The organism is Methanomassiliicoccales archaeon LGM-DZ1, assembly GCA_030168595.1.
Classification (GTDB): domain Archaea; phylum Thermoplasmatota; class Thermoplasmata; order Methanomassiliicoccales; family Methanomethylophilaceae; genus Methanomethylophilus.
Window position 1 is genome coordinate 1,230,899 of record CP115556.1, and the last position, 26,221, is coordinate 1,257,119.

25 protein-coding genes and 1 pseudogene are annotated in these 26,221 nt (G+C 62.2%); 23 read left to right on the top strand and 3 right to left on the bottom strand.

Annotated elements, in window-relative coordinates:
* Positions 1-6 precede the first annotated feature (6 nt).
* The 11 genes from O8W32_06000 to O8W32_06050 all read left to right on the top strand — a co-directional run bounded on the left by O8W32_06000 (position 7) and on the right by O8W32_06050 (position 10,449).
* Positions 7-1,197: an NADH-quinone oxidoreductase subunit H gene (locus O8W32_06000; GenBank protein ID WII08723.1), complete on the top strand. Its 1,191-nt coding sequence runs from the start codon at positions 7-9 to the stop codon at positions 1,195-1,197.
* The gene (locus tag O8W32_06005) at positions 1,194-1,940 is read left to right on the top strand and encodes a 4Fe-4S binding protein (protein WII08724.1); all 747 of its coding nucleotides are present in this window, start codon (positions 1,194-1,196) and stop codon (positions 1,938-1,940) included. The genes O8W32_06000 and O8W32_06005 overlap by 4 nt, the downstream gene beginning before the upstream one ends.
* Entirely contained in the window at positions 1,940-2,263 is a 324-nt protein-coding gene (locus O8W32_06010; protein ID WII08725.1) for an NADH-quinone oxidoreductase subunit J, read from the top strand. Before O8W32_06005 ends, O8W32_06010 begins: the two co-directional genes overlap by 1 nt.
* Entirely contained in the window at positions 2,256-2,564 is a 309-nt protein-coding gene (locus O8W32_06015; protein ID WII08726.1) for a hypothetical protein, read from the top strand. Before O8W32_06010 ends, O8W32_06015 begins: the two co-directional genes overlap by 8 nt.
* Positions 2,551-2,853, top strand: coding sequence for an NADH-quinone oxidoreductase subunit NuoK (gene nuoK, locus O8W32_06020; GenBank protein ID WII08727.1), 303 nt, complete (start codon positions 2,551-2,553; stop codon positions 2,851-2,853). The genes O8W32_06015 and nuoK overlap by 14 nt, the downstream gene beginning before the upstream one ends.
* Before the next feature lies 1 nt (position 2,854).
* Positions 2,855-4,897: a proton-conducting transporter membrane subunit gene (locus O8W32_06025; GenBank protein ID WII08728.1), complete on the top strand. Its 2,043-nt coding sequence runs from the start codon at positions 2,855-2,857 to the stop codon at positions 4,895-4,897.
* 1 nt (position 4,898) lies between these two features.
* Positions 4,899-6,395 (top strand): NADH-quinone oxidoreductase subunit M, encoded by a 1,497-nt coding sequence (locus O8W32_06030; protein ID WII08729.1) that lies wholly within the window; start codon positions 4,899-4,901, stop codon positions 6,393-6,395.
* Between the two features lie 4 nt (positions 6,396-6,399).
* Positions 6,400-7,914, top strand: coding sequence for an NADH-quinone oxidoreductase subunit N (locus O8W32_06035; GenBank protein ID WII08730.1), 1,515 nt, complete (start codon positions 6,400-6,402; stop codon positions 7,912-7,914).
* 173 nt (positions 7,915-8,087) lie between these two features.
* Positions 8,088-8,264, top strand: a complete 177-nt coding sequence (locus O8W32_06040) for a transcriptional regulator (GenBank protein ID WII08731.1) — start codon at positions 8,088-8,090, stop codon at positions 8,262-8,264.
* Between the two features lie 122 nt (positions 8,265-8,386).
* Complete coding sequence (locus tag O8W32_06045; GenBank protein WII08732.1) at positions 8,387-9,358, top strand: polyprenyl synthetase family protein; 972 nt, start codon at positions 8,387-8,389, stop codon at positions 9,356-9,358.
* A gap of 5 nt (positions 9,359-9,363) precedes the next feature.
* Positions 9,364-10,449: an NAD(P)/FAD-dependent oxidoreductase gene (locus O8W32_06050; protein ID WII08733.1), complete on the top strand. Its 1,086-nt coding sequence runs from the start codon at positions 9,364-9,366 to the stop codon at positions 10,447-10,449.
* 267 nt (positions 10,450-10,716) lie between these two features.
* On the opposite strand, the pseudogene O8W32_06055 reads toward O8W32_06050, so the two are convergent.
* The 3 genes and pseudogenes from O8W32_06055 to O8W32_06065 all read right to left on the bottom strand — a co-directional run bounded on the left by O8W32_06055 (position 10,717) and on the right by O8W32_06065 (position 13,110).
* Positions 10,717-10,875, bottom strand: a pseudogene (locus tag O8W32_06055) (nucleic acid-binding protein).
* A gap of 59 nt (positions 10,876-10,934) precedes the next feature.
* Positions 10,935-12,263 (bottom strand): Mur ligase family protein, encoded by a 1,329-nt coding sequence (locus O8W32_06060; GenBank protein WII08734.1) that lies wholly within the window; start codon positions 12,261-12,263, stop codon positions 10,935-10,937.
* Positions 12,250-13,110 (bottom strand): hypothetical protein, encoded by an 861-nt coding sequence (locus O8W32_06065; protein ID WII08735.1) that lies wholly within the window; start codon positions 13,108-13,110, stop codon positions 12,250-12,252. Before O8W32_06065 ends, O8W32_06060 begins: the two co-directional genes overlap by 14 nt.
* A 160-nt stretch (positions 13,111-13,270) precedes the next feature.
* On the opposite strand from O8W32_06065, the gene O8W32_06070 reads away from it, so the two are divergent.
* The 12 genes from O8W32_06070 to O8W32_06125 all read left to right on the top strand — a co-directional run bounded on the left by O8W32_06070 (position 13,271) and on the right by O8W32_06125 (position 26,220).
* A complete protein-coding gene (locus O8W32_06070; GenBank protein WII08736.1) occupies positions 13,271-13,852 on the top strand; it encodes a CDP-2,3-bis-(O-geranylgeranyl)-sn-glycerol synthase in 582 nt (193 codons plus the stop codon).
* A 6-nt stretch (positions 13,853-13,858) separates the two neighbouring features.
* On the top strand, positions 13,859-14,395 hold the full coding sequence (pyrE, locus tag O8W32_06075) for an orotate phosphoribosyltransferase (protein WII08737.1): 537 nt from the start codon (positions 13,859-13,861) through the stop codon (positions 14,393-14,395).
* Entirely contained in the window at positions 14,392-14,928 is a 537-nt protein-coding gene (locus O8W32_06080; GenBank protein WII08738.1) for a uracil-DNA glycosylase, read from the top strand. The genes pyrE and O8W32_06080 overlap by 4 nt, the downstream gene beginning before the upstream one ends.
* A gap of 17 nt (positions 14,929-14,945) precedes the next feature.
* The gene (locus O8W32_06085; protein WII08739.1) at positions 14,946-15,719 is read left to right on the top strand and encodes an HAD-IIA family hydrolase; all 774 of its coding nucleotides are present in this window, start codon (positions 14,946-14,948) and stop codon (positions 15,717-15,719) included.
* Positions 15,716-16,264, top strand: a complete 549-nt coding sequence (locus tag O8W32_06090; protein WII08740.1) for a hypothetical protein — start codon at positions 15,716-15,718, stop codon at positions 16,262-16,264. The genes O8W32_06085 and O8W32_06090 overlap by 4 nt, the downstream gene beginning before the upstream one ends.
* Positions 16,265-16,460: 196 nt before the next feature.
* Positions 16,461-20,072, top strand: a complete 3,612-nt coding sequence (gene smc / locus O8W32_06095; GenBank protein WII08741.1) for a chromosome segregation protein SMC — start codon at positions 16,461-16,463, stop codon at positions 20,070-20,072.
* 10 nt (positions 20,073-20,082) lie between these two features.
* The gene (locus O8W32_06100) at positions 20,083-20,934 is read left to right on the top strand and encodes a chromosome segregation protein ScpA (GenBank protein ID WII08742.1); all 852 of its coding nucleotides are present in this window, start codon (positions 20,083-20,085) and stop codon (positions 20,932-20,934) included.
* Between the two features lies 1 nt (position 20,935).
* On the top strand, positions 20,936-21,496 hold the full coding sequence (locus tag O8W32_06105; protein WII08743.1) for an SMC-Scp complex subunit ScpB: 561 nt from the start codon (positions 20,936-20,938) through the stop codon (positions 21,494-21,496).
* A 146-nt stretch (positions 21,497-21,642) separates the two neighbouring features.
* Positions 21,643-23,286, top strand: a complete 1,644-nt coding sequence (locus O8W32_06110; GenBank protein WII08744.1) for an iron ABC transporter permease — start codon at positions 21,643-21,645, stop codon at positions 23,284-23,286.
* On the top strand, positions 23,279-24,418 hold the full coding sequence (locus tag O8W32_06115) for an ABC transporter ATP-binding protein (GenBank protein ID WII08745.1): 1,140 nt from the start codon (positions 23,279-23,281) through the stop codon (positions 24,416-24,418). Before O8W32_06110 ends, O8W32_06115 begins: the two co-directional genes overlap by 8 nt.
* Positions 24,411-25,547, top strand: coding sequence for an ABC transporter ATP-binding protein (locus tag O8W32_06120; protein ID WII08746.1), 1,137 nt, complete (start codon positions 24,411-24,413; stop codon positions 25,545-25,547). The genes O8W32_06115 and O8W32_06120 overlap by 8 nt, the downstream gene beginning before the upstream one ends.
* Positions 25,540-26,220 carry a DUF47 family protein gene (locus tag O8W32_06125; protein WII08747.1) on the top strand — a complete coding sequence of 227 codons (681 nt, stop codon included), beginning with the start codon at positions 25,540-25,542 and terminating at the stop codon, positions 26,218-26,220. Before O8W32_06120 ends, O8W32_06125 begins: the two co-directional genes overlap by 8 nt.
* Position 26,221 lies beyond the last annotated feature (1 nt).

Genomic DNA, 26,221 nt, shown 5'->3' on the forward strand with positions numbered 1-26,221 from the left:
TCCAAAATGGCTGATTACGTCTCTATCCGCGACTGGATCAACTATCCGGACCCCATGTCGAACGAGTTCTACCCGTTCGGCGATGCCTACAACCTGCCGTACGACATCTCCCTGAAGCTCTGGGACATCATCGGCGGCACTCTCGCATGGCTCCTCGACCTGCTGTTCCCCGGGAACACTGTGTCCGAGTGGCTCGTCTGCGACGGCACCAGCAACTTCTTCGCGCTCGTCATCTTCATGATCGTCATCTTCGCGGTGGCCTTCCTGGCCGTCCTGGTAGCCCTATGGGAGGAGCGTAAGGTCCTCGGAAGGGGCATGGACAGACGCGGAACCATGATCGGCATGTGGGGATTCCTGCAGTGCGTCGCCGATGGTTTCAAGACCTTCATGAAGGACAACATCGCCTCCACCCGCATCGACAAGATGGGATACTGGTGGACCGTTTCCCTCATCGTCGGCACCTCCGTCCTCATCGACTGCATGATCCCTCTGTCCAACAGGTGGTTCGTGGTCGACTACGGCACCGGTCTGCTGATCATCATGGCGCTTTACGCGCTGGCCCCTCTGTTCATCCTGGTGTCCGGATGGTCCCAGAACAACAAATACGCCCTCATCGGCGGTATCCGTGCCGCCGAGATGATGATGGCGTACGAGGTGCCGATGCTCATCACCATCGCCGCTACCTGCCTGCTCGCCGGCACGTTCAACATCAACGAGCTGGTCGCTGCCCAGTACGACAATGTCTGGTTCATCATCCCCGAGTGCATCGGTGCGGTGTCCTTCTTCATGTGCGCCGCTGCCGAGTCCGAGCGTTCTCCGTTCGACCTCGCTGAGGCCGAGTCCGAGCTCGTCGAGGGATGGCAGACCGAGTACGGCGGTATGAAGTGGGGTCTCATCATGCTCGGAGACTACCTGAGGGGCGCCTGCTCCTGCAGCATCTTCGTCATCCTCTTCCTCGGAGGCTGGACCCTGCCCTTCATAGACCTCAACGCATGGGACCTCTGGTGGCCCGTGCCCGAGATGGTCATGCTGCTCAAGACTTGGGGAGTGTTCTTCTTGGTCGTCATGCTCAGGCTCGGAACCGCCCGTGTCAGGACCGATACCATCCTCAACCTCGGATGGAAGGTCTTCATGCCCCTCTCGATCGTCAACCTGATCATAGTTCTCATGTTCAGAATGGGAGGTGTGTTCTGTTGAGCGAATATTACGAGAAATACAGGGACGGAAGGCACCGCAACTGGAAGGACCTGTGGATCGTCAAGCCCATCATGGTATGCTGCAGGCTGCTCGTGAGGACCACCATCCACAGACCGGTCACCGTGCTCTATCCGTATGAGTCGCTCTGGGAGCCCGACAACTACCGCGGACGCCCGGCGCTGGACTTCAATAAATGCATCGGATGCGGGATGTGCGCCAGGATGTGCCCCTGCGCGGCCATCATCCTGGTCGAGACCCCTGATGACGAGGGCAAGCCCGTCAAGAGGCCTCAGATCAACATGGGCCGCTGCTCGTTCTGCGCCTACTGCGCCGAGTACTGCCCGGTCGATGCCATGACCGTCAGCCCCATCGTCGAGCTCGCCGAGTTCACCAGGTCCGACCTCATCTACGGACCCAGGAGGCTCGCCTACGACAAGACGACCGAGGGAATGAAGGTCAAGCTCGAGGAGACGCTCATCTCCGACTTCAAGAACGGGAACGGCGAGAGGAGGATCGACCCCCTCAGGACCGACCGCCCCGAGCTGGAGTCCTCCAAGTGCATCAGCTGCAGGAAATGCTCCAAGGTCTGCCCCGTCGGCGCCATCACCATGGTGGAGCACGGGAAGAACGCCAAGGGGCGCCCCATCCTATGGCCTGAGGTGGACGACGCCAAGTGCGTCTGCTGCCGCAACTGTGTGGACGACTGTCCTAAGGACGCTCTGCACATCAAGGAGGTGCTGTGATGGGAATATTAACTGAGATTTGGGACTGGCTCGTCGATTTCGGCGTGTTCATCTGGGGGAACGCGGACCTTGTGGCCTTCGTCTGCCTGGCTGCCATCGCCATCGCCGCGGCCGTCGCCGTTGTCACCAGCAGGATACCGGTGCACAGCGCGTTCTATCTCGCGCTCGTGTTCTTCTGCGTCGGTGTGGCCTACTTCTTCCTGGAAGCGGAGTTCATCGGCGTGATCCAGATACTGGTCTACGTAGGCGCAATCACTGTCCTGTTCGCGTTCAGCATCATGCTGACCCGCAGGTACATCATGGAGGATGATTCCGATGAATAAGCGGACCGCTGCAGCCGTAGGGCTGGCCGCCGCCCTTCTGATCGTCCTCGGGCTCGCCATCGTCGTCAACGAGTGGGACGACAGCCCCCTCGGGTTCGATGATGAGCCTCAGTCCATCCCGTACGACGACGTCGTCATCGACAATGGCGGAACCGACACTGTCGACGACAGCTCGCTCAACTACGGTGTGCTCGAGACCTACGGGCCTCTGCTGCTCGTGCTCGGCGCGCTCATGTTCGCCGCTATGATCGGCGGCATATGCATCGCAAGGGAGGAGGTGGAGAAAGATGATTCCAATTGAGTTCTTCCTCTTCTTCGGAGCGATCCTCTTCGTCATCGGAGCCTACGGCATCATGACCAAGAGCAGCACCATCGTCGTCCTGATGTGCATCGAGCTCATGCTCAACGCCGCCAACATCAACTTCGTCGCGTTCTCCGCATACTCCGGAGATGCGCTCGGACAGGTCTTCGTGATCTTCTCGATCTCGGTGGCCGCCGCCGAAGTCGCTGTCGGCATCGCCATTATGCTCAATGCCTACAAGATGAGAAAGACCGTCAGCACCGACGATCTCAACCAGCTGAGGTGGTAAGATGGAGTTCATAGACTTTGTTTGGCTTGTTCCCCTTGTCCCGATGCTGTGCTTCCTGATCGTCGGGTTCTTCGGCAGGTACATGGGCCCTAAGCAGCACTACGGAGGATACCTCACCATCTTCGGTGCGGCCTTCGCCTTCGTCTACGCGGCCCTCGTCTCTGCGGAATACTGGCTGGGAGACAGCTATCCCCACGCTGTGGAGAGCAGCATGCACTGGTTCTCCATCGGGAGCCTGGACATCAACCTCGGTTACTACATCGACTCGCTGTCCTGCCTGATGATGCTCTTCGCATCGTTCATCTCGATGCTGATCTTCATCTACTCGCTCGGATACATGGGCGACCAGGGCGAGAGGAAGAGGAGGTACTTCGCTGAAGTCTCCCTGTTCCTCACCGGAATGCTCGGCCTCGCCGTCTCCGGCAGCCTGCTCACCATGTTCATCTTCTGGGAGGTCATGGGGCTCTGCTCCTACCTGCTCATCGGCTTCTGGGGATTCAACCACCCCGAAGCGCCCCAGAAGGCATCCGCTGCAAAGAAAGCGTTCCTCGTCACCAGGGCCGGAGACGTCTGCCTCATGGGAGGCCTGTTCGTCCTCGCCTACGCTATGGGGAGCCTCGACTACTCCGTCGTCTTCAACATGGACAACCTCGAGGCCGCGGACCAGAGCATGCTCACCCTCGCATCCTTCCTCATCTTCGGAGGTGCGATCGGCAAGTCTGCCCAGTTCCCGCTGCTCGACTGGCTGCCCGATGCGATGGCCGGCCCCACCACCGTCTCCGCGCTTATCCATGCCGCGACCATGGTCAAGGCCGGTGTCTACCTCGTGGCCCGCTGCTTCCCGCTGTTCGCCATGAACAGCGAGGTCATGCTCTTCGTGGCCATCATCGGGGGCGTCACCGCCTTCTTCACCGCCACCATGGCGATGAACAACATGAACATCAAGAAGGTCCTGGCCTACTCGACCCTGTCCCAGCTCGGATACATGTTCCTCTCGCTCGGTGCGGGAGGCTACCTCTTCGCGCTCGGGATCGAGTCCGGGGACACGGCCATGATGGCCGCAGGCGCCCTCGGATACACCGCGGGAACGCTCCACATGGCCAACCACGCCTTCTTCAAGGCCCTGCTCTTCCTCTGCTCCGGTGCTGTCATCCACGAGACCGGGACCGAGGACATGCGCCTCATGGGAGGCCTGCAGCAGAAGATGCCCTACACCTCCACCACCATGCTCATCGGTGCCCTGTCCATCGCCGGATTCCCGTTCTTCGCGGGATTCTGGTCCAAGGACCTCGTGCTCGATGTCGCCTTCGACGCGTTCAACGACACTGCAGACATCACCAGCTGGTGCTTCCTGCTCCTCTGGTTCCTCGGAGTCGTCACCGCGTTCATGACCGCCTTCTACATGTTCAGGCTCTGGTTCATGACCTTCAGGGGCGAGCCCAGGGAGAACGCCAAGGCCGTCGAGCACGACGCGCCCCGCTGCATGACCATGCCTCTGCTGGTCCTGTCCCTCTTCGCATTCGCCTTCGGTTACACCCTCCTGTTCGGATGGGACGGCGTGTTCACCATCTCCCTCGGATCCTCCGGCTGGAAGGTCGGCGGCGGGGAGGCCGACATGGGATTCCACTGGGTCGAAGAGCTCTTCACCAACTGGAAGACCTACCTGACCATCATCCTGGTCCTCTGCGCCATCGCGCTCGCATACTGCATGTACGACAAGCGCAGCATCGACCCCGGGAAGTTCAGCAAGAACGGCACCTCCAGGCTCTACAGGGTCCTGCAGAACAGGTGGTACCTGCCCGAGATCTACGACCAGGTCGCCTGGAAGCTCGGATACGATGTCGCTCTGGGAGTCGACTACTTCGACAGGAACGTCATCGACGGCACCGTCAACGGGCTCTCCAACGCTGTCATCAGCGGAGGAGACCTCATGTCTAAGGCCCAGAACGGGAACGTCCACACCTACACCGGTGTGGTCATCGGCGGAGTGGTCGCGCTTGCGCTGTTCACTCTTGCCATGATCTACGTCTTCGGAGGCATGTGAGATGGACGGTTCCTTCATACTACCCGCAATGATACTGATCCCCCTCGTGGGCGCGATAATAGTGCTCGCCATGGGCGGGGAGAAGCTCCAGAAGAAGGCGGGATACGCCGCCTTCGTTGTCGCCCTGATCGACCTCGTCCTGGCCCTGTACCTGATGACCGAGGCTGACGATCTCGGGCAGTTCGATTTCAGCGCCAACTGGATCGACTCCGCCGGCCTGACGATGAACCTCATGTTCACCGTCGACGGGCTGAGCATCCTCATGGTCTTCCTCACGGCGTTCCTCGTAGCTGTGGTGATCCCCTTCTCCCACAAGGAGGAGGACAGGCCTCACTACTTCTACGCGCTGCTGCTGATGATGGAGGTCGGCCTGATGGGCGTCTACACCGCAGAGGATTACTTCCTCTTCTACATCATGTGGGAGATCACCCTGCTCCCGATGTACTTCCTCATCTCCTGGTACGGAGGCGCGAGGAGGCACTACGCGGCCATCAAGTTCCTGATCTACACCCACGTGGCATCCCTTGTGATGCTCATCGGTATCTTCGCGCTCGCCTTCGAGGCCGCGGCGATCAACGGTGGCGGGATCAACTTCTCGTTCGAGTACATCTCTCAGGCGTGCGGCCGCTTCGGCGAGACCTTCCAGACTCTGGTCTTCGGACTCCTGTTCTTCGGGTTCGCCGTCAAGATGCCTACCGTTCCGTTCCATACCTGGCTGCCTGATGCGCATACCGAGGCGCCCACCGCAGGCTCCGTGCTCCTGGCCGGAGTCATGCTGAAGATGGGTTCCTACGGTATCATCAGGGTCTGCATCGAGAACCTTCAGCTCGGAGCCGAGAACTGGCAGGAGGTCATGATCTTCATGGGTCTCCTCTCCATGGTCTACGGCGCCTACGCGTGCATCGCCCAGAGGGACCTCAAGAAGATGGTCGCATACTCCTCCATCTCCCACATGGGTCTCGTCATGGTCTCCATGGCCTGCCTCTCCAAGGGAGGTATCGACTTCGCTGTGTTCCAGATGTTCGCCCACGGTCTCATCTCCGCTATGCTCTTCATGGTCTGCGGAATGGCCGGGCACAACTTCGGTACCAGGCAGATCGCTCTGCTCGGCGGAATGGCCCAGAAGGTGCCTGTCTACGCGACGTTCATGATGTTCGCGTTCATGGCATCCCTCGGCCTCCCCGGCCTCATGGGCTTCTGGGGAGAGTTCGGCATCATCTACTCGTTCTACGAGTACCTCGAGGCCAACGACCTGATCTGGGTCCTCGTGTTCTGCCTCCTGAACCTCCTGCTGACCGCAGGTTACTACCTGTTCGCCATGCAGAGGGTCCTCTTCGGGCACCTCACCACCCGCATAGACACTGAGAAGTGCCATGATGTCGACAAGATCGAGGGCATCGCGATGGGGGCTGTGGCCCTCCTCGTGGTGCTCTACGGTATCTGGCCCGACCTCGCGCTCGATATGATCGGATACTTCGCGTATCCTGCATGGATGTGATCAAATGGATGCTACAGTAATCACTGACATATTCGGGGAGTATTCCCCGATCATCCCGATGGTCACACTGATCATCGGTGCCCTGATCATGCCGGCGCTCTACTTCGGATTCAAGAAGAAAGCGCCCGTCTCCGCGATCGCCCTGATCGTAATGATCATCAGCATCGCGATCAACCTGATCATGCTCCTCGGGGACAACTACCCCTCGGAGTACGCGACCTACGCCAATCTGTTCACGTACAATGACTTCAGCGGCCTGATGATCCTGCTGTTCCAGATCGTCGCGCTCATCGTGCTGTTCGTGTCCGTATCCAGCAAAGAGACCACTACCCTCCACTTCGGAGCGTACAACGCCCTCCTGCTGATCGCCACCAGCGGCATGATGTTCGTTGCCTGCGCGGATGACCTGGTGGCGATCTTCGTCGGTGTCGAGACCGTCTCGATCCCCTCCTACGCGCTTGTCGCCATGAAGAGGAACGACGCCCGCGCCGCCGAGGCCGCCGTCAAGTACGTCATCATCGGAGGAATGTCCACTGCGCTGACCGTCTACGGTATCTCGATGATCTACGGCGCCCTCGGAACGCTCACCCTCAGCGAGCTGGGCACCGAGCTCGCCGCCACCGGGTACTCCTGGGCCTTCGTCATCGGCTTCATCTGCATGCTTGCCGGTTACGGGTTCAAGATCGCCGCCGTTCCGTTCCACATGTGGGCGCCCGACGTGTACGAGGGAGCATCGACCCCCGTCTCCATCTTCCTGGCCACCGGCTCGAAGAAGATGGGGCTGGTCGTGTTCTTCAAGATCTTCCTGGTGATGTTCGTCGCGGCCCATGTGGCCTCCGGGCTCGGCATCGAGGAGATCCAGTACATCTTCGCGATCATCGCCGCCTTCAGCATGACCGTCGGCAACGTCGTCGCCATCTCCCAGAGCAACATCAAGAGGATGCTCGCCTACTCGTCCATCGCGCAGGCCGGATACATCCTGATCGCCATGGCCGTCATGAGCGAGTACGCCCTGACCGGCGGCCTGTTCCACATGTTCACCCACGTGTTCATGAAGGGCGGTGCCTTCCTGGTCGTCGGTGCGCTCATCTGCGCCGGCATCGGCGAGAAGATCTCGGACTACAACGGACTGGCCAAGAGGGCTCCTCTGACCGCGTTCGCCATGCTCCTCTTCCTGTTCTCGCTCGCGGGAATACCTCCCCTGGCAGGATTCACCTCCAAGTTCGTCCTGTTCTCCGGAGCTATCTACGCGGAAGACGGGAGCGGTGTCATCACCCAGTGGATCTGGCTGGCATTCGTCGCCATCATCAACTCCGCGATCTCTCTGTACTACTACGTCAGGGTCGTGAAGGCCATGTATGTCGAGAAGCCTGCTGCCGGGTCCGAGGGCAAGATCAAGATCCCCAGGACCTTCCAGTTCGCGATCCTCTGCTGCGCCGTCGCGGTCGTCGTGCTCGGTGTCTACCCCGACATCATCCTCGACCTCTGCAGCGATGCGGCGTCTGCGCTGCTCGGCTGATCGGACAGCGAAACCTTTTCCCGGCCTCCGGGCCGGCCTTTTCCTCAGGATCGTCTGTTTCGGATCCGGTTCGGTTCCGATCCCAAAGGGGGCACGGGCATGCATTGTAACGGATGTCCCAGTTCATCTTCCCGAACAATCGGCTTTAATACGATGCATAAGGATGCATGCACATGTCCGTCAAGGATGATGTTCTGAAGGCCATGAAAGAAGCAGGAAAGCCGCTCTCCGCAGGCGAGGTCGCCAAGATTCTCGGTGCTGACAGGAAGGAGGTCGACGCCGCCTTCAAGGAGCTCAAGGCCGAGAAGGCGATAACCTCGCCTGTCCGCTGCAAGTGGGAGCCTGCCTGAGGCCTGGCGGCGGGGCCTGGCCCCGCTCTGCCCGCATCCGGCGCCGGCCGGACTGGGATATTTTCCTACCTTTTTTCCGACCCAGCATCATGTTTAAGTAGGGTCCTAGTATTGGTCAATGAATGGCAGGGAACTGGCACGATTGCATTTCCTCGGACCTCGACCGTGTCGACTCCGTTATCCGGGAGGTCACACTTTCTGAGAACCCCGAACTCACGGAGATGTGCGATTATGTTCTCTCCAACCATGGTAAGAGGATCAGGCCTGCTATCTGCGTCCTGTCCTACCATGCATGCGGCGGGGATGACGGGAACCTCCACAGGTCCATCGATGTCGCGGCCGCCATCGAGATCATCCACAACGCTACCCTGATCCACGACGATATCAACGACCAGGGAGAGCTCCGCCGGGGCGCCAAAGCGCTCTACAGGGAGTACACCATCGGGAAGTCCATCGTCGTCGGCGATTACCTTTTCGCTCTCGGGTTCAGGCTCCTTGGTTCCACTTCGAACGAGGTCGTGGACTACGTCATCGATGCCGCCTCCGGCCTGGCCGCCGGCGAGTTCGACCAGAAGCAGTACGAGCGCAACGAATCGGTCGGCGAGAGCGAGTACATGAAGATCATCGGCGGGAAGACCGCCCGCCTCATAGAGTGCGCCGCGAAATGCGGCGCCTTCATCGCTTCCGCCGATGCCGAGACCATCGACTGCGTCGGGGATTTCGCCTACAAGGCAGGCATGGCGTTCCAGATCATCGATGATGTCCTGGATGTCGCCGGGGATGTCGGAAGCACCGGCAAGAAGGTCGGGAACGACATCGTCGAGGGCAAGCCCACCCTGCCGATCATCATGGGCATGCAGGACCCGGAGGCGGGCCCCCGCATAGCCGAGATCTTCGAGGACCCGTCCTCCGATTACGCCGAGGCCGCCGAGGCCATCGCCCTGATCAAGAGCACAGATTCCATCAGCAGGTGCCGCGCCGTTGCCGAGAGCATCGCCGATGAGGCCAAGCGCCATCTCGACCCCCTGCCGGACTCCGAGTACAAGACGGCTATGTGCCAGCTGGTCGATTTCTTCGTTTCCCGCGATAGGTGATCTCCGTGGATTCCGTCGATGTTCTGGTGATCGGCTCCGGTCCTGCCGGGGTCCAGGCCGCCCGCGCCGCCGCCGAGCAGGGGCTCACCGCCCTCGTCCTGGAGAGGCGCTCTGCCGTCGGAGTGCCGGTCCGCTGCGGCGAGATGATGCCCTCCGTCAGCGAGATCAAGGACATGTTTCCCGCCTACTCCGGCTCCGACGAGCTCTTCTCCGTCCCTGATGGCCTCGTGGTCAGGAAAGTGAACTCGATCAGGCTCGTCGACCCGAAGCAGAAGGTCAGGGAGTTCCCGTTCACCGGCTACACCACCGACAGGGACCGCTTCGACAGGTACCACATGGACATGGCCGTTGAGGCCGGCGCCGAACTGAAGCTGGGCACTGCTTTCGAAGGCTACACAGGGCGCACGGCGCGGACCTCGGCGGGCGAGATCGGCTTCAAGGTGCTGATCGGAGCGGACGGCCCCGGTTCTGCCGTGGCCAAGGCCGCCGGGCTTCCCGCGAATGCCAATCCTTACCCTGCGGTCTCTGCGCAGGCCAAAGGCGATTTCGGCGACGCCATCCAGATGTTCTTCGGGCGCATCGCGCCCGGGGCGTACGGCTGGATCATGCCCAAGAACGGCACGGCGAACGTCGGCGTCGGGTTCTCGCCCGCATTCTCGCACGGGTCCCTGAAAGAGTACATGGACAGGTTCTGCGAGATGCACGGGCTCGAGCTGCTGACCCCGATGAAAGGAAAATATGTTCCTTCTGAGGGCCCGATATCGAAGACCGTCGCCGACGGCGTGCTCCTCGCAGGGGATGCGGCGGGCATGGTCATGCCGGTCAACGGCGGAGGCATCCCCGAGGCCATGATGACCGGGCGCATGGCCGGCCTGGCCGCCGCCCGCAATGTGAAGGAAGGGAAGGCCCTGGAGCTTTACGAGGAAGAATGGAGGTCGGTGCTCTGGAAGCCCCTCCACATCGCGGCCAACAACAAGAAACTCGCCGATACCTTCGCTTTCCGCAGCGACAGGAGCACTGCCCTCTGCATGAGCATACTCGGGACCCGCAGGATGGGCAAGCTCATCCGCTGCAAGCATCTCCTGCCTTGATCGCCTTTTGCGGTATGCGCGCATCTGGGACCCGCAGATGGGGCACTCGTCCATCTTCTCCTTGTACCATTTGCCGCAGCCGATGCACCGGTAGTTCCATTTCTCCTTCCGGACGATGCCGGCCTGGCCGACGCCCCTGTAGGGGATGCCCATGGCGCGGGCCGTATTCTGGATAGAATAGTCGTCCGACCATACCGTCCCGCCCACATCCGCTGCCAGTGCCAGCACGTCGATGTCCACGGGAGAGAGCCTGCCGATGTCCCCGGTCTTTGTTGCGGCCTCCCTGACGCGTCTGAGCGAATCCTCGCTGGGGTCCTGGACGCGGAGGAGTCCCTCCCAGAGGTCGGGCCTGTCGTCCCCGTACTTCCTCAGCTCCCTGATGACCCCCGGCGGGCAGCAGGACTCCCCTTCGGGGAGCTGGGACATGGAGAAGAGCGCAGAACTGTCGAGGACCTGCATGCCCTCATAATGAGCGGGGCACGTTATCAATCTATCCCGCCGATGATGTGTGCCAGCATCCCCTTCTCGCGGAGCGCCTGGATCTCCGAGATTACCGATGTGGTGCCCAGGATCACAACCGGATGTCCGTCGGCGGCGGCAGATGCGAGCGCCGCGGCCGACCCCGGGATGCGTTCGGATTCTATGCCGGCGGCCGCCAGTGCGGAGGTCTGCATATCGGTGAAACGGTAGTGCGGATTATCGGATGATGTCAGCACTATCCTCCGGCATACCGGCGCCATCTCCTGAGCCACGCCCAGGAAGTCCTTGTCGTCCGGTATGCCGATGACCGCCGTTGCCCCGGAGATGCCGAGCTCGCGGAGGACCGACCTGACCTCTGAGCAGCTGGCACGGTTGATGCAGTTGTCCATGATGACGGCCGGGTCCCGGGAGATCAGGTCCATGCGGCCCGGCCACGATACGGACGATAGGATGCTTTCGATCCTGTCCCTGTCGAAATGCCTGAGTATGTCGTGCGCGGCCGCCAGTGCCAGAGCGCAGTTCCTGGCCTGGAAGGCCCCCAGGAGCGGGACCCTGAAGCGGCCGAGGTCCTCGTCTCCTACGGTAACGGAGAACTCGGTGCCGGACTCCGACACCTCAGCATCCTCAGAGGAGAAATCCTCGCCCCAGATCCTGAGCTCCGCGCCCATCCTGTCAGCTCTTTCCGCCAGGATTCCGAGGACCTTCTCCGTCTGGGGCGCCGTCCAGGCCGTGCGTGTGTCCGCGGTTATCACATGGCACTTGTCCATGGCGATCTCCTCTGCGTCGGCCCCGAGCTCGCGGGTGTGCTCGGCGAACACGGTGTTGATGACCGCGCGGGTGTGGATTGCGTTGTTGACATCGTCGTACTGAGCGCCTTTGCCGCATTCCAGGACGTTGAACTCCGTCCCGCGTTCGCGGAACCACATGAGCGCGGCCGCCGTCTGGATGCCCATGGGGCTGATGTAGCGGCCGCCGTCCAATCCGGCCTGGATCTCATCGAACGCCGGCCTCAGGGATTCGATGCAGCGTGCCAGATCGTCTCCGGGGATCTCGGCGCCGTCTGCCCTGATCCTCTCTGTGAAGCGGACCAGATGCGGGCTGGTCATCAGGCCGACGGACATCTCCGAGCGCAGCGCTTCGCTGATCATCACGGACACCGATCCCTTCCCCTTGCTGCCGGTCACGCAGAGGGCGGGGGTCCCGGAGAGGCTGCGTATGATACCTTCCGTGAGCTCGGGATGCCTCTTCGAGGAATCCCTCCCGCTGTACTTCAGGCCGGCCGCGGCCTCGGCGTACGATGAATAGATGTAATCCTCTGCTTCACGCGCGTCCATGCCGCATATCCTCCGAAGCCATCAGCAGGCAGGCGCGGGCGATGTTGATGCCCGTGCACGATTCTATGCCTTTGATCCCCGGCATGACGTTGACCTCGCAGAAGACATGCCCATCCTTCCCGTCGAGGAGGTCGATGCCGGCTATGTCGAGGCCGGTGGAGCGCCAGACGTCCTCGGCTATGTCCTTCATCTCCGGGGTGACCGGCACCGCCGATACGGATGCTCCCTGCGCGTAATTTGCTCTGAAATCATACGGATTGGTCCTGCGCATGCAGGCGACGGCCTCTCCCCTCAGGGAGAACAGCCGGAGGTCGGTCCCGCGGCTTCCCGGGTAGTACTCCTCGAAGAGCCATTCCTTCTCGGGCCCGAACCTTCCGGAGAGCTTCATGAAATCGTCCTCGGACTCGATCAGGAATATCTCATCCCCGCGGGAACCTTCCAGGCCCTTGGCGACAAGCGGCAGTCCCAGCTTTTCTGCGGCGCGGCGGAAGCACTCCTCCCCGCTCCCGACCGTGTAGCGGGGGACCTCCATATTGGACGTCTTCAGGTCGACCAGCTGGGCGGCCTTGCTGATGTACCTGTCGAACCTGTCGCGGCTGTTGTATATCCTTCCGGCCAGGGCGCACACCGTGTCGCGCACGGCCCCGCGCCGGCGCCTCAGGAAGGCGATATCAGCGCGTCCGAGCTCCGTCCCTCCGGAGATGAGCGTCCCGTCCTCTACCCGGCAGTCGAGCGTGCCGACGATGCGCATGTCCATCCCCATCTTCCTGCCCTCTTCGGCCAGGCGCCTGCAGGCATATCCCCCGGACATATCGGAATAGCGCTCGATGATGTAGCCGACCGTCATGGACCCCGCCGCGTTCGTTTTTGACGGAAGCGCGATTCCCAGAGCGCATTAATATAATTGCGCGCGCAGGGGGCGTTCCGTGCGCGGGTTACTGCGCAGGATTGCCCGATATACGGGGACGTTCCGAAAGCCTTTAAGGGGAAATGGGGATGCGTTCCGCATGGACGCCGTAGAGTTCCTGAAGATCATCTTCGTAGGCCTGTGGGTTTTCCTGCCGGCGATGCTCCCCAACTCGGCGGCGGTCGTCTTCGGCAAGCACGGCAAGACGAAGATGGACTTCGGGAAGACCTGGCGCGGGAAGCGCATCTTCGGCGACGGCAAATCCTGGGCCGGCTTCTTCGGCGGGGCCTTCTCCGGCATCGTCCTCGGCCTGATCCAGATCGGCATCGCCTCCATTTTCGATGATTCCGGGGATTACTGGGGGTTCGGGGACTTCTGGGGCAACGTCGGGGTGCTGGCGACCCTGTCCTTCGGGGCCGTCCTGGGCGATCTGTGCGGCGCCTTCATCAAGAGGCGCCTCGGGCTCGAGAGGGGAGCGAAGGCGCCCGGCCTCGACCAGTACGATTTCGTGGTCGGCGCGCTGTGCGTGACAGCTCTGTTCTTCCCGGGATGGGTATACGACACGTACATCGAAGGCTGGCACATCTGCGCCCTGCTCTTCCTGCTCCTGATAATGTTCGGTATCCACCGCATGGTGAACATCATCGGGTACAGGATGGGACTGAAGAAAGAACCGTGGTGATCAATTATGGCAGACATTAAGAAAGCGCTCGAGGAATGCGGAGCGCTGCAGTTCGGAGATTTCACCCTCGCATCGGGGGCCAAGAGCAACTACTACATCGACATCAAGAAGGCCAGCACCAAGCCGGCCGTCCTGGCCCTGATCGCCGACGAGATGGCCGCCAGGATGAAGGAGCTGGGCATCGAGCCGGACGAGGTCGCAGGCGTCGTCCTGGGATCGATACCCCTGGCCACTGCGCTCTCTCTCAAGACCGGCATCAACCTGCTGATGGTCCGCAAGGAGAGGAAGGACCACGGGACCGGGAAGCTCGTCGAGGGCGACCTAAAGGAAGGCGACCGCGTCCTCGTCATCGAGGATGTCATCACCACCGCCGGCTCGTCCATGAAGGCCATCGCCGCCCTCCGCTCGGAGGGGGTGAAGGTCGACAAGGTCTTCTCCGTCATCGACCGCGAGGGCGGCGGCAGGGAGAACCTCGCCAGCATCGGAGTCACCCTTTACTCCCTCGTGAAGGGCTCCGAGCTCCTCAGGGACGCCGAGAGATGATAATCCCTCCCGGGAAGGACTGCCAGAGGTGCGACCTCTGCAGGCACCGCACGAAGATCGTCGTGCCGTGCGGGGACCCGGCATCCCCCGTGGCGTTCGTCGGGGAAGGCCCCGGCGAGAACGAGGACCTGCAGGGCGTCCCCTTCGTCGGCCGTGCCGGCAAGATCCTCGACGGGATACTGGAGGAGATGGGGCTTCCCAGGGAGAAGGTCTTCATCACCAACACGGTCAAATGCAGGCCCCCGGAGAACCGCGAGCCTACGCCCGAGGAGATGCAGGCCTGCCGCCCGTACCTGGTGAGCGAGCTTCAGGGGAGGAAGGCCATCGTCGGCCTGGGGAAATCCTCGATAAGGGACCTGCTCGGGTACGAGGGGTCCATGAAGGACATCGTCAACACGCGCCAGTACATCGACGTCGGCGGGGAGAAGATACTGTTCATCCCCACCTACCACCCGATGGCATGCATATACCAGCCGGCGGCCCGCGAACAGCTCAGGCTCACCATAGCAATGGTCAGGGAGGAGTTCTTCTGATCGCCTTCGCCCTCGATATGGACGGCACCCTCTACCACGGGGAGCGCCCCATACCGGGAGCGGCGGAGTTCGTATCGGAACTGAGGGCCAGAGGCATCCCGTTCCGTTTCCTCACCAACAATTCCTCGCATCCGCGCGCGTTCTACCGCGACCGCCTGGTCCGCATAGGGTTCAGGGCCGAGACCGAGGAGGTCCTCACCAGCACGCTCGCGACCGTGCGCTACATGAAGCGCGCTCACAATGGGGAGAATGCGTTCGTCATCGCCACTCCCGAGGTGAAAGAGGAGATAAGGGAAGCGGGGATCCAGACGGACTTCCACGGAACTCCTGACAACGTTCTTTTGACATTCGATACGACCATCGATTATCAGAAGATCAACAGAGGGTATCATTATATCCTTGAGGGCGCCGGCCTCATCGCCACCCATCCCGACGATGTCTGCCCGACGGAGAGCTCGTACGACGTGGACATCGGGCCGTTCATCAGGCTCTTCGAGTCGCTCACCGGGAAGAAGGCCGAGGTGGTCGGGAAGCCCAACCGGCTGATGCTGGAGATGGCCGCCGACGAGATGGGCGTGTCCCCTTCGGACGTGGTCATGGTCGGCGACCGCCTCTCCACGGACATCCGCATGGGAGCGGATGCGGGCACCAGGACGGTGCTGGTCTTTTCGGGGGAGACCGATGCCGATATGATGGCGCGTTCTCCCGTGAAGCCCACTTTCGCGGTCGGTTCCGTGGCCGATATAGCATCCGAGCTCCTGGACACCGGCAGGCTGAGGCGATCTCCATGAAACTGCTAGACATCAAATGGATCAATTGGCTCATAATCATCGGGATAGTAGCTTCCCTCGTGGTAGCTTTCTGCGGGATCAACGGCGGTTCCCCGAACCCGATCGGCCGCGAGATGAGGTACATAGTGTCGGGGTCCATGGAAGGGAACCCCCAGGACCAGTACGATATCCCCGAGATCCCCGTGTATTCCGTGGTCGTGATAAATACCGGCGAGGATTCCCTCGATGATTTCGAGGTCGGCGACATCGTGGCGTTCGAATATCTCGGGTCCACCGTGGTGCACCGCGTGATAAGCATCCAGTACGACGATTCAGGGAACGCTGTGTCGCTGACGGCCCACGGAGATTCCCGTCCGTCGGGTGACACGCAGACCGTCACCTCGGGGATGATCGACGGCAAGGTCGTAGGGGTCTCGGAGACGCTGGGCGCGATAACCCATTTCGCCAAATCCTCGTCGGTCCTCATCCTGGTCCTCCTGGCGGTCCTCATCGTCGCCGCCTTCTCCGTGCGCGATATCCTGGCCATTCTCAGGGAAGGCAAGTGAGCCTTCCCGGCCCGGCAGCGGCGGTCCACGCATGACCCAGAGGGGACTTGTATCCGGCCAATCGCACCCTTTTTTAAATATAGAGAGAACGTACGGTGGGACGAGGTTGGAGCGCCTGCGCCGCTGACGGACGGACGCCCTGCCGCATCAGGGATGCACTGCGGCTATGCCGTACGTTCCGAAAGGATGGTTCGGGATGTATCTAAAACAGATAGAACTGGAGAACTTCAAGTCGTTCGGCGGTAAGGTGACCGTTCCGCTGATGGATGGCTACATGGCGGTCACGGGCCCGAACGGGTCCGGAAAGTCGAACATCGGGGATGCGATCCTCTTCGTCCTGGGCCCCAGGTCCCCCAAGGCGGTCCGCGCGGGCAGGATCACGGACCTCATATTCAACGGAGGGTCCAGCAGGTCCAGGGCCAGCTACATGAAGGTGTCGCTCGTCTTCGACAACAAGGACCGCATCATGCCCTGGGACGACGACACCGTCACCCTGACGAGGTACGTCAAGCTGAACGACAACGGCGTCGATTACTCGTCATATTTCTTCATCAACGACCAGAAATCCACGCTGACCGAGTTCGACCGCCTGCTCACGAAGGCGAGGATCAGCGCGGACGGCTACAACATCGTCCAGCAGGGCGACGTCACCAGCATCGTCGAGATAGGGGCCGTCGAGCGCAGGAAGATCCTCGACGGGATATCCGGCATAGCCAGTTTCGATGCCGACCTCCAGGCCGCCGGCGCCGAGAGGGTCGAGGTCAACTCGAACCTCGAGAGGGTGGAGTTCATCCGCTCGGAGAAGGAGAAGACGGTCAGGCAGCTGGAGAAGGACCGCGCCGAGGCCATGAAGTACAAGGAGGTCAAGGACAGGCTCGACACCGCCACGGCCCAGCTGACCGTGAGGCAGAGGGACAACCAGAAGGCGACCTACGAGAGCATCGTGTCCTCCCTGGACGGGACCGAGAAGGAGCTCGAGGAGCTCTCCCGGAAGAAGGCCGAGGCGATCGAGCAGCGCGACAGCAACGAGAAGGCCGTCAGCGAGAAGGACGCCGAGATCGAGGCCAGGCTCGGCTCGGAGTACACCAAGGTCAAGCAGGACGTGGAGGAGGCCAAGATCAAGGTCGCTTCCGAGAAGAGCAGGGCGGATGCTGCGTCCGAGGACATCGAGAAGCAGAAAGCGTTCCGCGAGGGGTTCGTGCAGGACAACGAGGAGAACCGCAGCCAGCGCCAGACGCTCACCGACAACCTGTCGGACCTGGAGATAAAGAAGAAGGACGCCGACACCGAGCTCTCGACCGCCCTCGCCGAGGAGAAGTCCATCCGCGAGGAGACCGCCAGCCACGGGGGCGAGATGACCGATCTCCAGAAGAAGCTGGAGGCCGTCGAGAAGCAGATCGACGCCGCCGCCCGCAGCGAGCAGGAGGCGAGCTCCAGGCAGGCGGCCGTCGGGTCCGTCCTGGAGAACGCTAAGAACGCCAAGGACCAGGCAGAGCAGGCGGTGGAGTCGGCCAGATTCGAGGTCAAGGACGCCGACTGGAACCTCCAGGAGATCAAGAGGCAGGCCGGCCCGCAGAACGAGGCCGAGGAGCTCGGGAACAAGATCCTCGCCCTGAAGAAGCAGGAGAGCGAGCTCGAGAAGCAGGAAGATGAGCTCAGGTCGATCGCGGACAAGAAGACCGCCGAGTACAACCGCCTGTCGACGGAGAAGAGGGTCACCGAATCGCTCAACAGCGGCAGCGAGGCTCTCTCCCGCATCCTCACCCTGAAGGAGAGCGGCGAGATCAAGGGGATCCGCGGGACCGTGGCCCAGCTGGCCACCGTCGATCCCGGCTACGAGACCGCCGCGGCCGTCGCCGCCGGCGGCAAGATGAACGCGGTCGTCGTCGACAACAAGAACGTCGGCGCCGAATGCATCAACTACCTCAAGAGGAACGGGCTCGGGAGGCTGACCTTCCTGCCCATGGACGAGATGATGCCCGGGAAGCCCCGCGCGAAGGCCATCATGGTCCTCAAGAGGACGGACGGCTACATCTCCGGGTTCGTGGAGTACAAGCCGGAGTACGAGAACGTCTTCTGGTACGTCTTCGGCGACACCCTCGTGGTCGGCGATCTCGACAAGGCCAAGGACGTCATGGGCGGGGTCAGGGTCGTCACCCGCGCCGGCGAGCTGATCGAGGCGTCCGGAGCCATGACCGGAGGGAACCTCGACAAGCGCAGGATCGGCAAGTTCGGGCCCTCCGGGCAGTCCGCGCTGGAAGCGGCCGCCGCCGAGATGAAGAAGGCCCAGGACCAGCTGGACGAGATCCGCTCCGACCTGAGGGCGCTCCGCGACAAGATAAGGGAGACCGACTCCCAGATGACCCAGGCGGGCTCCCGCGGCATAGGGATGAAAGGGAAGATCGCGGCGGCCGACGCCACCCTCGCTCAGGCGAAGAAGGGATTGGCCGCCGCCGAGGCGGACCTCGCTAAGAAGGCCCAGGCCGTCTCGGACGCGGAGGCCCAGCTGTCCTCGGCGGATGCCGCCCTGGAGGAAGCGAGGGCAGGGCTGCAGTCCCTGAGGGACTCCCAGGCGAAGATGCGCGAGCGCCTCAGCGTCATAGCGCCCGCAGGCCTGCAGGAGAGGATCCAGAAGGCCGGCGACAGGGTGTTCGCGGCCAGGAACGCCGTGTCCGACCTTGAGTCCCAGATCAACTCCGTGAAGGCCGAGGCCGCAGGGCTGGACAGGCAGAAGGAGGCCACTGACGAGCAGATATCCCATGTCGACGGCATCATCGCCCAGGACGAGGAGGCGGTGCGCGTGCATACCGCCAACTCCGAGAAGCTCAAGGTCGACCTGGAGGCCGTCAAATCGATCATGGAGAAGATGGAGTCCGCCATCGAGGGGCTGAAGGCCGAGCGCGATGCGCTCATCGAGAAGGGCTATTCCCTCAGGAACAGGGCCGAGGCCGCCCAGAAGGACATCGAGGTCAAGGAAGGGTTCCTGACCAGCCAGAGGGCCCAGGCCGAGATATGCAGGAAGGAGCTGGAGCAGCTCGAGGAGGCCGTGCGCGCCATAACGGTGGAGGTCGCCGAGCCGGTCCCCTCGGAGGCCGCGCTCAAGGCCGAGATCAAGCAGTGCAACGAGGCCATATCCGCTCTGGGCAACGTCAACCTCCGCGCCATCGAGGATTACGATGCCGCCGTGGCGGAATACGGGCAGCTGGTGGAGCAGACCAAGGTGCTCACCGGGAGGATAACCGAGCTCGACAGGCTCGCCGAGGAGCTGTCGCAGAAGAAGAAAGGGCTCTTCATGGAGGCGTACGACGCCGTGGACGCCAACTTCAAGGAGATCTACGCCAAGCTCTCCGGCGGAGGCGAGGCCTACATGGCCCTGGACGACCCGGAGGACCCCTTTGCGGGAGGCCTGCAGATAAACGCCAAGCCGAGGAACGGGAAGATGACCCGCCTGGCGGCCCTGTCCGGAGGGGAGAAGTCGCTCACTGCGCTGTCGTTCATCTTCGCCATCCAGGAGTATCAGCCCTCGCCGTTCTACGTGCTCGACGAGGTCGACATGTTCCTGGATTCGGTCAACGCGGAGACGGTGGCCGCCAGGGTGAAGGAGTCCTCCGCCACGGCGCAGTTCATACAGGTCTCCCTGAGGCAGGTCGCCCTGCGGCATGCGGACCACCTCATAGGGGTCACGAGGCCGCCCAACGGCATCAGCAGGATCATCATGCAGCCCGATATCGCGGAAGTATCAAAATATGAGGAAGAAGCATTAAGGAATATGAAGAAGGAGGAGGAAGGCTCCTCCGGAACTCAATGAGGGATGAGAAATGGATGGGAAGGATGGGAACGCGGCCACCGAGCAGATCGAGCAGCATCTGCTCTACTACAAGGCGATGGCCGACAGCGATGCCGACATAGAGAGGTTCGACGGGTATCTGAGGACCCTCAGGGAGACCGGGGACAACGCCAAGCTCGACGACCCGGTGGACGAATCGATAAGGGCGGTGTTCAGCGCGGTGCTGGACAACGGGTTCGACCCCTGGGCCATCGACCTGGACGAGTTCGTCAGGGTGTACAGCGCCAAGGTCGCCGGCGGAAGGTTCGACATGGTGGTCGCCGGGAGCCTCCTACTGATGGCATGGAAGGTCCTCAACGCGCAGTCCGACAGGCTCCGCCTGATCGCCGAGCCCCCCGAGCCCGAGGTCCTGGAGGAGGATTTCGCCTTCGAGGACGAGGACCCGATGGTGGTGCCCGACATAGTCCTGAGGGCCTCGTACGCCAGGGACGTGCCCCGCAGGGTCACCATGAAGGACATCCTCGATGCCTTCGAGGGGGCCAGGGAAGAGGCCGAGATCGCCCGCGCCAGGGAGATCAGCAGGGAGAAGCTGAAGAACAGGGAGCCCCTGAAGTTCGACAACAAGGCGCACCGCGAGGACGACGAGAGGACCGTCGAGAAGGTCTACGAGAGGATCAAGAGCATGGGCGCAGGGCCGATGCCGATCACCGAGTTCTACAGCGGGGACGTCGAGCAGAACATCACCGTCTTCGTATCCGTGCTGCACCTGGTGAGGAACGGCCTGCTGGATGTTTCCCAGACCGAGCTCCCCTACGGGGAGATCACCGTCCAGATAAAGGCCCCCGAGGCCAGGGTGCCCGTGGCAGAGGCCGCGGTGAACTGATATGGACGAGAGGACCATCGTGGAGGCCGCCCTGTTCGCGGCCACCGAGTCTCTCAGGGTGGACGACATCGTCGCCAGGACCGGCCTCAGCGAGCCGGACGTCCGCTACGCCCTCAAGGACCTCAAGATGGAGTACGATATGCGCAATTCCGCGATCGTCATCTCCGAGGCGGCCGGGAACTACCGCATGGTGCTCAGACAGGAATATCAAAAATATATTGACGATTTCGCCAGGCCGGCCATCCCCGGCGGCGTCATGCGCACGCTGGTGACCATCGCCTACAACCAGCCCGTCCTCCAGTCGAAGCTGGTCAAGGTGCGCGGGCCCCGCGCCTACGAGGACGTGAAGGTCCTCAGGAGCATGGGCCTGGTATCCGCCAGCAGCAACGGCCAGACCAAGGAACTCAGCACCACGGCCAAGTTCGCCGAGCAGTTCGGCATCGGCACCAACTCGAAGGCGGCCATCCGCAAGTGGATCGAGGAGAACTCCTCCAAGAGCAGCTCCGCAGGGGATGCGGAGGAAGAGGACACGGCCCCCGAGGACAGGAACGACGCGTCCTGACCCCGTCTTGCTCCGGATCCGCACATCTATAGAGGCTATGGCGGGATATATCGCGCGCACGAAGTTATATAATCGCGCGGCAATCCGAAGGAGGCAATGTATGGGACCGGCGATCCTATCGCCAGGTCCCCGCAGGACGTCCTCCGATGAGTTTTCTAGACAGGGTGAACAAGGCCTCGGAAAAGGAGAGCACGCGCAGAGCGTGGTTCTCGCTGGCGCTCGCCGTCTTCATCATAATCATCCTGATACCGTCCGTATACGTCGTAACCAAGATCCTCACCCAATGGGACAGCGTCTCCGACGTCTGGAACGACGCGTCGGAGATGGGCCAGATCTGGGAGGCCGTCGGCAACTCCTTCGGGCTCGCGTTCGCCGTCACCATATTCGACATCATCGTCGGGCTCCCGATGGCCTGGATCATGGTGAGGAAGGAGTTCCGGGGCAAAGGGCTCCTGGATTCCCTCCTGGACATGCCGCTGGCCTTCCCCACCGCGGTCCTGGGGCTCAGCGTCCTCATGTTCTGGGGATGCCCCGAGGGCGTGGACATCCCCGGGCTGGGACTCCATCTCTCCCCCTTCTGCGCCCTGTTCCTCCTGCACGTGATCTTCACGTACCCGTACATCGTCCGCTCCCTCTCCGGGATCCTGGAGCAGATCGATACCAGCTACGAGACGGCCGCCATGACCCTGGGCGCCAGCCGCTGGACCGCCGTGCGCACCATAACCCTGCCCCTTTTCCGCGCCGGGCTCGTCACCGGGTTCATCCTCTGCTTCGCGCGTTCCCTCTCCGAGACCGGCGGCACCTACATCACCCTCATGATCCTGGGACATCAGACCGACTTCTTCACCGGCCCGACGTACATCATGACCCACAAGCACGGGAACGAGGCCACCCCGGAGATGATCCTCATCAGCGTGATCATGATCCTCATCGCGCTGGCCCTCCTGGTGGCCGCGAGGTACATAATCACGAGGGTCGGGATCCCGGGGGAGAAGGTCTTCCCGGAGCTGGGGAGGAAGCTCAGCCACGGCGCGGTCCCCAAGATCAAGGACGGCCTGGCCGTGCTGGTGCTGTTCGTGATGGTCCTCATACCGTCGTTCTACATCTTCATGTACCTGACGGAGCCAGGCGACATAGACGGGGACAGGCTGGCCGGGTCGATAGCCAATTCCTTCCTGATAGCCGGGGCGGCGGTGGCCTTCGACGTGGTCTTCGGGATACCGTTGGCCATGTACATAGCCAGGCACAGGGGGGAGAAGCTGGCCGGGACCCTGGACAACCTGATGAACGTCCCGCTCATAGTCCCGACCACCGCCCTGGGAGTATCGCTTTACCTGTTCTGGACTGATATCGGGGACGGGGTGCCGGAGATGCTCCTGGTCATCCTGGGGCATATATCGTTCACCTATCCGCTGGTCGTGAGGAACATCGCCGGCGCCGTGGAGGAGGTCGACCCCTCCTACGAGGAGACGGCCATGACCCTGGGCGCCAAGCCCTTCCAGACCTTCAGCAGGATCCTCCTGCCGATGATAAAGAACTCCGTCATTGCCGGGGCCATAATGGCGTTCACCCGTTCCCTCGGGGAGACCGGCGCCACCTACGCCATCGCGCCGGACGTGGATTCCGTGCCGATCTACATCGTCAACCTGGTCCAGAAGGGAGTGGAGACCGGCGACCCGTCATGCTATGCCGATGCGGCCATGGCGTCCATCGTGCTGATCGCGATATGCTTCCTGCTGATGCTGGCGGTCAGGCGTCTCAGCCGCCGCGAGGAGGCGCGCCATGACTGAGATCGTGCTCGACCACATCCGCAAATCGTTCGGCGACGTCTCCGCATCGGACGACCTCTGCCTCACGGTGAGGGACGGGGAGTACCTGTGCCTCCTCGGCCCGACCGGCGCGGGGAAGACCACCGCGCTCAGGATGATCTGCGGCCTCACCAAACCCGATTCCGGGCGCGTGCTCTTCGACGGGAAGGACATGTCCGAGGTGCCGATCAGCGAGCGCAGGGCGACGATGCTGTCCCAGACATACGCCCTGTTCCCGAACATGAACGTCTACGACAACGTGACCTTCTCCCCGAGGATCCGCGGATGGCCCGATGAGGACACCCAGAAGCTCGCCACGTCCATGATCGATATGGTGCACATGAGCAAGAAGGCGGGGAACATGCCCGGAGAGCTCTCGGGAGGGCAGCAGCAGAGGGCGGCCCTGGCACGTGCGCTCGCCTCGGATTCGAAGGTGCTCCTCCTCGACGAGCCACTCCGCGCTCTGGACGCCAGGCTCAGGATCGAGCTCAGGAAGGAGCTGAAATCCATGGTCAAGGACATGGGGCTGACCGCGGTCCATGTCACCCACGACCAGGACGAGGCGATGGAGGTGGCCGACCGCATCGCCATCATACGCAAGGGGAGGATCCTGCAGGTGGGGACGCCGATGGACATCTTCCAGAACCCGGCATCGCCGTTCGTCGCCAATTTCCTGGGCAGGTCGAATGTGTTCAGCGGCAGGCTTCTCCGCTCCGGCCCGGAGGGCTCGGAGGTCGAACTGATGCCCGGGACGGTCATCCGCGCGAGGAGCACGGACCTGGAGCCCGGGTCGCAGGTGGTCGTGGCGGTCAAGGTCGGTACCACGGTCCCGGAGGTCGTCGGGGCCAAGGCCGACGTCCAGGACAAGCACCTGCCCGACTTCCTGCCCGACGGCTACCTCAGGGGGAAGGTTGCCAGGGTGCTTTACGAAGGGGCGACTATCACGGTGGAGACGGAAGTGGAGGGCCTCGGCATCGTCTCGAGCCAAAGATCCAGCAGGAGGTACGAGATGTACTCGCCGGGGATGGAGGTCACGATCACATGGCAGCCTGAGAAGGCCTCGGTGTTCCCGATGCCCGAGGGAGGCCTGGAGGAGGAGATGCGCCTTGACTGACGAGAAGGTTCAGGCAGCGCCGGCCCCGGAACAGGAGGCCCCGGTCCCCAAGATCCGCCTGGAGCACGTCTCCATGAGGTTCGGCAGCTTCTATGCCGTGCGCGACATCTGCCTGGACGTAGCCGAGGGGGAGTACGTCACGATCCTGGGTCCCAGCGGATGCGGGAAGACCTCCCTGATCAAGGTCATATCCGGGATATGGAGGCCCACCGAGGGGAGGGTGCTCATCGACGGCCGCGACGTCACGGACGTCCCCTTGGAGGACAGGGACGTCGGCTACGTGTTCCAGAACATCGCGCTCTTCCCCAACATGACCAACAGGAAGAATGCCGAGTACGGGCCCAGGGTGCGCGGCGAGGACCCGGAAAAGAGAAAGGAGACGGCGGAGAAGTACCTGAAGCTGGTCGGCATGCTCGACCGCGCCGGCATGTTCCCGCAGGAGCTGTCCGGAGGTGAGAAGCAGAAGGTCGCGATAGCCCGCGCCCTCTCGTCCGGATCGAAGATAATCATGCTTGACGAGCCCCTCTCCGCCCTCGACGCCAGGGTCAGGATGGAGCTCAGGTACGAGATCCGCAGGATCGTCAAGGAACTGGGCATCACCATCCTCCATGTCACCCACGACCAGGAGGAGGCCATGTCGGTCTCCGACCGCATCGTGCTTATGAAGAGGGGCACGGTGCATGAGACGGGCAGCCCCCTGGAGATCTACAGGAACCCCAAGACGGTATTCGCCGCCTATTTCATCGGCGAGATAAACCTGCTCACGGGGGTCATCGAGAGCCGCACCATGAAAGGCTGGACGAAGGTCCGCCTGAGGGGCGGGAAAACTGTCAAAGCAGGACCCAGCAGCCTGCAGGAGGGCGAGGCCGCGGTTGTCGCGGTCCGCCCGGAGAACGTCTACACCACGGACGACGGGATCCGCGCCAAGGTGCAGGGGTCGGTGTTCATGGGGACCTACTGGAGGGTCAGGGTCAGGACCGAGACCGACGACAACGTCGAGTACAACCTGTCCGACAACCTGGACCCGCCGGCGGACGGGAGCATCGTGCGCGTCAGCTTCAACAAGGAGATGACCCAGGTGTTCCAGGTCCCGGAAGAAGGATTATCGGAGGCGATCAGCCTTGAGTGAAAGCAACAAAGCTCTATTGGATTGGTTCGGGAAGAGGAAGGAGAGCTCGGTCACGGAGGATGCCCGCGGCCATGCGCTCTCGATATGCGACTGCGCTTCGGACCTGAGGAACGTGCTCGACTGCATGGCCCGCGGGGACCCCGAAGGGGCAAGGAAGGGGATAGAGAGGCTGATCCTCGCCGAGGACGAGTCAGTCCGCGTGAGCGAGCGCCTCTGCGTCCGCATCAGCCGCGGGGAGATCGACCCCCGCGCCAGGATGGACCTGATTAGGTACGTGAGGAAGACCCAGACGATCGCCGGGCTTACCAAGGAAGGCGCCATCCGCGTGCAGCTGGCCCTGGAAACGGCCGCCGCGGTGCCGCAGGAGGTCTGGAAGGAGATCTCCGCCACGGTGTCCGAGCTCGCCGAGGAGGTTAGGTTCATCGCGGCCGCCATCGAAGCAGTCGACTCCGACCCCAAGGAGGCCAACCGCCAGGCCGAGGCAGTCAGCGACCAGGAAAGAGTGATAGACGGGATGTATTATTCATCCCTGAAGCACATATACCTGTCAGAGATGGACACGAGGGCGCTGCTCATCGTTTCCGGGCTCATCGAGTGCATCGAAGATGCTGCCGACGCCGGCAAGGACTGCGTCGACATCATACAGATTATGCTGGCTGCGAAAGGGATCTGAA